The organism is Escherichia sp. KCJ4928 (assembly GCF_004352695.1).
Lineage (GTDB): Bacteria > Pseudomonadota > Gammaproteobacteria > Enterobacterales > Enterobacteriaceae > ECMA0423.
This window is the reverse complement of sequence record NZ_SJWV01000241.1, coordinates 1-4810: the sequence shown is the minus strand read 5'-3', so window position 1 is coordinate 4810 and position 4810 is coordinate 1. Positions and strand designations below refer to the sequence as shown.

4 protein-coding genes and 2 pseudogenes are annotated in these 4810 nt (G+C 54.1%); all 6 read right to left on the bottom strand.

From position 1 onward, the window contains the following. Positions 1-344: 344 nt before the first annotated feature. Positions 345-881, bottom strand: coding sequence for a GspM family type II secretion system protein YghD (gene yghD, locus E0D98_RS21410; RefSeq protein WP_000942795.1), 537 nt, complete (start codon positions 879-881; stop codon positions 345-347). 1 nt (position 882) lies between these two features. Continuing rightward, positions 883-2061: a type II secretion system protein GspL gene (gene gspL / locus E0D98_RS21405; protein WP_000094962.1), complete on the bottom strand. Its 1179-nt coding sequence runs from the start codon at positions 2059-2061 to the stop codon at positions 883-885. After that, complete coding sequence (gene gspK / locus E0D98_RS21400; protein ID WP_000633238.1) at positions 2058-3035, bottom strand: type II secretion system minor pseudopilin GspK; 978 nt, start codon at positions 3033-3035, stop codon at positions 2058-2060. The genes gspL and gspK overlap by 4 nt, the downstream gene beginning before the upstream one ends. A 2-nt stretch (positions 3036-3037) precedes the next feature. Continuing rightward, positions 3038-3637, bottom strand: a complete 600-nt coding sequence (gene gspJ / locus E0D98_RS21395; protein WP_001255040.1) for a type II secretion system minor pseudopilin GspJ — start codon at positions 3635-3637, stop codon at positions 3038-3040. Beyond that, a pseudogene (locus E0D98_RS21390) lies at positions 3634-3720 on the bottom strand (type II secretion system protein GspI); the annotation flags it as partial. The gene gspJ and the pseudogene E0D98_RS21390, both read right to left, overlap by 4 nt. Next, a pseudogene (locus tag E0D98_RS21385) lies at positions 3716-4810 on the bottom strand (Accessory colonization factor AcfD); the annotation flags it as partial. The pseudogenes E0D98_RS21390 and E0D98_RS21385, both read right to left, overlap by 5 nt.

Sequence of the window (4810 nt, the reverse complement as noted above, 5' to 3'; positions counted from 1 at the left end):
AAAAAGGAATAAAACTCAGGAATAAAACCCACAAAAATACACGTGTTCTGATGACAAAAATCTTGATCTACTTGTTCTCATAAAAACCACCAGAAGGGACCGAGGGTACAAGAGAGGGTACATTTTTCATCAAACCAAATAAACGAGATTAATATCAATATGATAAATGAAATCTTCGATTCCGAGTCCGGCACCACTAATTCTTAAGAACCCGCCCACAAGGCGGGTTTTTGCTTTTGGATCTGACAATAACCTTCACGAAAAAAGTTTGCTTATAAAGTCTGGGGGAATTACTCTCGCCACGTTAACGAGAGTAATTTTATTGATACTAATCTCCTGATACTTTACCCCCGTCCAAACTCCAGCCGCTGCACATTCACCATCCCAGTCTTCTCAGCAGCACTGGCATCAATTTGTGTCACCCGCAGCGCATACTTTTCATCCAGCGCGTTTAACCAGTTCAGCAGGTCATTAAACACCACCGGATCTATCCAGACCTGAATATTCTCCCCACGCTCGGCTATCCGCTTGATGACTACCGAGTGCGCGGAAGCGCTGTCACTGATAACCCGCGATACCTGCGCAGGCGTTGTTGTGGCGGATTTTCGCGCCGCCATAATATCCGGCGCGGCGCTCCTCAGTCTGGTGTTCATCGCCACCAGTTGCTGCAACATTGTCTCCTGTTGTTCTATCCGTTCGCTCAACGGCTGCCAGATGAGGACGTAATATCCGACGCTAAACAGGAACACCACCGCTGCCAGTAACATGCCCTTTTCACGCGGAGAACGCCCCGCCAGGTGTTGTGCCAGCCAGTGTTCGCCACGGCTTAACTGGCGTTCACGCCATTGCTGAAAATAGTGAATAAATTTATCGCGTAACATGTTATTTCCTCCGCAACGTTACGCCGCCGGAAACCGCATCACCCTCTTTCTGTAACGCGTCCTGTTGCACAACATAATCGGTTGCCAGTGCACTACGCAGTTTGTCGAAACTGGCAAAGTTCGCGGCCCGTAGCTGGAGGTGAAGTATCTGGCGTTTTTGATCAAAGGTAAAACCACGCATTTCGATGTCGGAAAGTGACGCTGATTTCAGGGTGCTGGCTATCGCTGACAACTCGGCGAGCAGCCGGGTATCGTCGGCCTGTGGGCGATATTTTTTCAGCGCCATCGTCACCTGAGAGCGTAAATTCACAATCCGCTTCTGCTCCGGGAACAACGTTAAGAACTGTTCCTCCGCCTGGGTGCGGCTTTGCGCCACCTGTTCGCTGACGCTCCATAACGTCACGCCCCGCTCCACTGCCAGCGCAACCAGAATCAGCAATATCGGCAGAATCATCACCCGCCAGCGCGCCCACTGTTTTCGGTAGCTGACGCGAGGCTGCCACGGCCCTGTCAGCAGGTTCCCTTCCGGTTCGCCATAAGTGGTAATGGCGGGCAGAGCTGTAACGGTCAGGCGTTCAGCGTCTGCGCCAGCCCATGCTGATAGCTTTTCCGGTGCAATGCCGACTACGGTTAGCGAAAGCGGTAAATCCTGCTCATTGAGCTGGGCGCGGAACATGACCGGAGCCAGCGCCAGCCCGGCGCTCCATCCCCGGCATTCATCGATGCGGCAGATAACCCGTTGCGCATCGCAAGCCATAAACCCACAAGGAATGGACATCCAGTCCGGCGCGACGGTAGCGCGGGTGATGCCGTTTTCCTGCAACCACTGCGCAATGTTGCGCATATGCTGTTGGTGAATCACTGCTACGGTTGCCAGTTGCTGGTCGATATTCAACGGGGCGAAATGCAGTTCATCGATATCCTGGTTCAGCTCTTCTTCCAGTAAGGCGGGCAGAATGGTCGGTATCTGCTTACGGGCGACATCAGGCAGTTCAACCTGCCAGACGCTGATCCATTCGCCGGGAATGTAGAGTCGAATCGCATCAGTTTGCAGCCATTGCTGGAGCTGTTCGTTAGCAACGTCAGACCAGATACCGTGCTCCACATCGGGTGTACGGCGCTGCCAATGGATGGGATCAGCGGCGCAAAGCGGGAAAAAAATCTCAAGGATGGAACTCACTCACTTTCTCCTGTCTGATGCCAGAGAACCGAAAAGTGTTGTGGGCCCATGCGGACAATTAACGAGTTCATCGTCAGTTCAATCTCATTCACGGTGATATCTGAACGCAGCCAGAAGTAATTGCTGTCCACGCTCAGGACGGTTTTTAGCTGTTTTTTAGTACGCTCATCGACGTCAGCAAGTAGCGGCTGTGCAAGAAACTGATCGACATCTTCCCAGCCCTTCGCCGGACGTTGTTGTAATAACGCCCGCGCCTGAACAGGGCTTAACCACGGGTCAAACAGCGCCTCAAGAATCACACTTTGCGTGACGTCTAAAGTATTGATGTTGATTTGCTGGCGGGTCATCGGCAGCGCACAGACCAGCGGTTTCAGTTTTTGATAAAGCCCGGCGTCCATTCCCTGCACCACGCGCATCTCGCTGATATCGGCCAGCGGTTGATTGGCGGCGTAGAAAGGCACCGAGCGGGCGAGATATTCGCTGTCTTCACGGCCCAGACGCGTCTGCACGCTGCGGTCTTCATCAATAAACTCCCACAGGCTTTCGGCTATCAGTTCGGCCCGATAAGCAGGCACATCCAGGCGCGTGATCAGGGCAATCAGTTGTTGTACCGCGAGCGGACGCGACGCCGTTGTGGGCTGAGCGAGGGCATTCAGGTTAAAGCAGGCCTGTGCGTCACGCAGAGTGACGGCGATTTGCCCCTGCGGCAGTGGGAAAAAACGAGGGCCGGAAGCCCACGGCTGTTCCAGATGCACGCGCTTTTCATTTTTCAGGCTCAGACTGAGCGCGCTCAGCGCCAGGCTTTCTGCACTGGCGCTGTACCACAGCGCCTGCTGGTACTCCTGCTGGCTGCGCGTTCTTCCCAGTTGCTGCTGCATCCGCCCGGAAAGCGTGATGGTTACCAGCATCATAACTGCCAGCAATACCAGCACCACGACCAGTGCCATTCCGCGTTTTGGTGGTGAGGTGATCATGATTATTGCGGCCCGCGTAACAACCAGATGCGTTCAATCTCGCCCCATTGCGGCGAATGCAGGGTCATGCGTACCGCCACAGGGATCGCCTGTACTGACGACCAGCTCTCCTGCCAGCGCGTGCCGTCGTAGAACTGCAAACGGAGCGAATCGGCCGGAATCAACTTTTGCATTGTCGGCTTCACGCTGCCTGCGGCATCGGTCAGCGGCCAGGCTAACCGTTCGAGATAACCGTCATGAATGCGGTAACCGACGGTGAGCAGATTACTGCGCGGCAGACGCATCAACGGGTTAACCACACCGCCGCGCACAAAACGCATTCCTTCACTCTCAGACGCCAGCACGCCAGCGCCAGCCAGTAACGCTGGTTCACGCTGGCCCTGATCGCCTCTTACCGGACGCGGCATCATTTGGGTCAGATCGTGGGTCAGAAAACTCATCGTTTGCTGCATGAGGTTTAGTTTTTGATCGTGTCCGGCGACGGCGCTATTCACGCGCGTGACGCCGTTAGTCACCTGCTGCGCCATCAGTGCCAGCGAGGCAAAAATGGCAATTGCCACCAACATTTCCAGTAACGTGAAACCAGCGCGAGTCCTTCTCACTGTTGGCCTCCCACGGCGCTAAACCAGGCGCGTCGTGACTGAATCACCGACGAAAAGTCTTCGTGAAGGCTGACTTCAATATTCGGCAAAGACCTTGCGTACATCATCCGGAACAACACGGGTATTATTTTGCCCGGTCGTCGAATAGCGATGAATAAGCTGATCGATATTCGCCCCGCGAACTTCATCACCCAGTTCAGTCAGCGCAATGGTCGACTTATTGCCGCGCACTGAACCCAGTTCAAAGGTATCGATACCAAAGGAGATGGTTTCGCCCCAGCTAAAAGAAAATTCACCATTTTCCCCTGTCACGCCACGGCCTGAATTGGTGTAGTAGTTGACGCCAGCAACACCATATCCCTGGCTATCCACCAGGCGACCTTCTGAGAGAATGATTTCCGAAGGTTGATACTGATAAAACTGTTCCGCGTTAGCCGACACGAAGGAGGCGTTCAGATCCGGTTTTGTTCCCGGAGTCGTGACGGGGACTACCGGTGAAGTATGAGTGGATGGCGCTTTATCAGTCGCGGCATTGTTTTCCACCTCTTCATTGACCAGCTTTTTGAACTCTTCCGGTGCCAGATCGATTTGCTTATACAGCGAGTCGAAACGTTTACTCTCGATCACCGAGGAGAACTCCAGGCACACCTGTTCTGTATTCGCCGGGCAACTGTTCATGGAGGTGACCAGCGAGAGCGCATTGCTTTTCTTGTTGTCGGAACCCGCCAGTTCTTGCGCGTCCTCAAGACTAAACGACACTTTTTCAACCGCACGCAGGCTACGCGCAGCTTCTGACTGGGTGTCGAAGGTAGCAATTGTCGTGTTGTTCCCTGCCACACAGGTGACTTTGTCGCCTGGTGTAAAGGTAAAGCCATCGCTGGATTCATCATTACAGGTGATATCACCAGTTACCCGCAGGCTTCCGCCCAGGGTCAGATAACCCGTTTTCGTAGGAACAGGTTCTGGCTCCGGTTCTGGTGTTGGCTCAGGATCAGGTGTCGGTTCCGGCGTAGGTTCTGGGTCCGGCGTTGGCTCAGGCGTCGGCTCCGGGTTTGGTGTTGGATCAGGTTTCACTTCCGGCAAAGACCCTGTTCCAGAATCTACAGGCGGCGTATCGGAGGAAGATCCGGAGCCACCGCCATCACAACCGGCTAACAGGGTTGCACTCAAAAT